Below are 394 nucleotides of genomic sequence, written 5' to 3'. Positions count from 1 at the left end.
TCATCGCGCTCACGCCGAGCTACGCGACGATCGGCGTTGCGGCGCCGGTACTGCTCGTGCTGGCGCGGCTCCTGCAGGGGCTGTCGGTTGGCGGGGAATACGGCACGTCGGCCACGTACCTGAGCGAAGTCGCCAACAAGGAAAACCGTGGCTTCTACTCGAGCTTCCAGTACGTCACGCTCATCGCCGGCCAACTGACGGCGCTGGCCCTGCTGATCGTGCTGCAGCAGTTCGTGCTGTCGCCGGCGCAGCTCGAGGCGTGGGGCTGGCGCATTCCATTCTTTGTCGGCGCGCTGTGTGCGCTGGTGGCAATGGCCATGCGCTCGCACATGGAGGAAACGCAGTCCTTTACCGCCGCGAAGGCAAACAAGAAGCGCGGCACGCTGTCGGAGTT

1 protein-coding gene is annotated in these 394 nt (G+C 65.2%); it reads left to right on the top strand.

Annotation, left to right across the window (positions count from 1 at the left end; genetic code table 11):
• On the top strand, window positions 1-394 hold a 394-nt coding region (locus CKW40_RS42585; protein WP_143748551.1), incomplete at both ends, for an MFS transporter.

The sequence above is a fragment of the Mesorhizobium carmichaelinearum genome (genome assembly GCF_900199455.1).
Taxonomy (GTDB): domain Bacteria; phylum Pseudomonadota; class Alphaproteobacteria; order Rhizobiales; family Rhizobiaceae; genus Mesorhizobium; species Mesorhizobium carmichaelinearum.
This window is presented reverse-complemented; position numbering and strand designations above follow the sequence as displayed.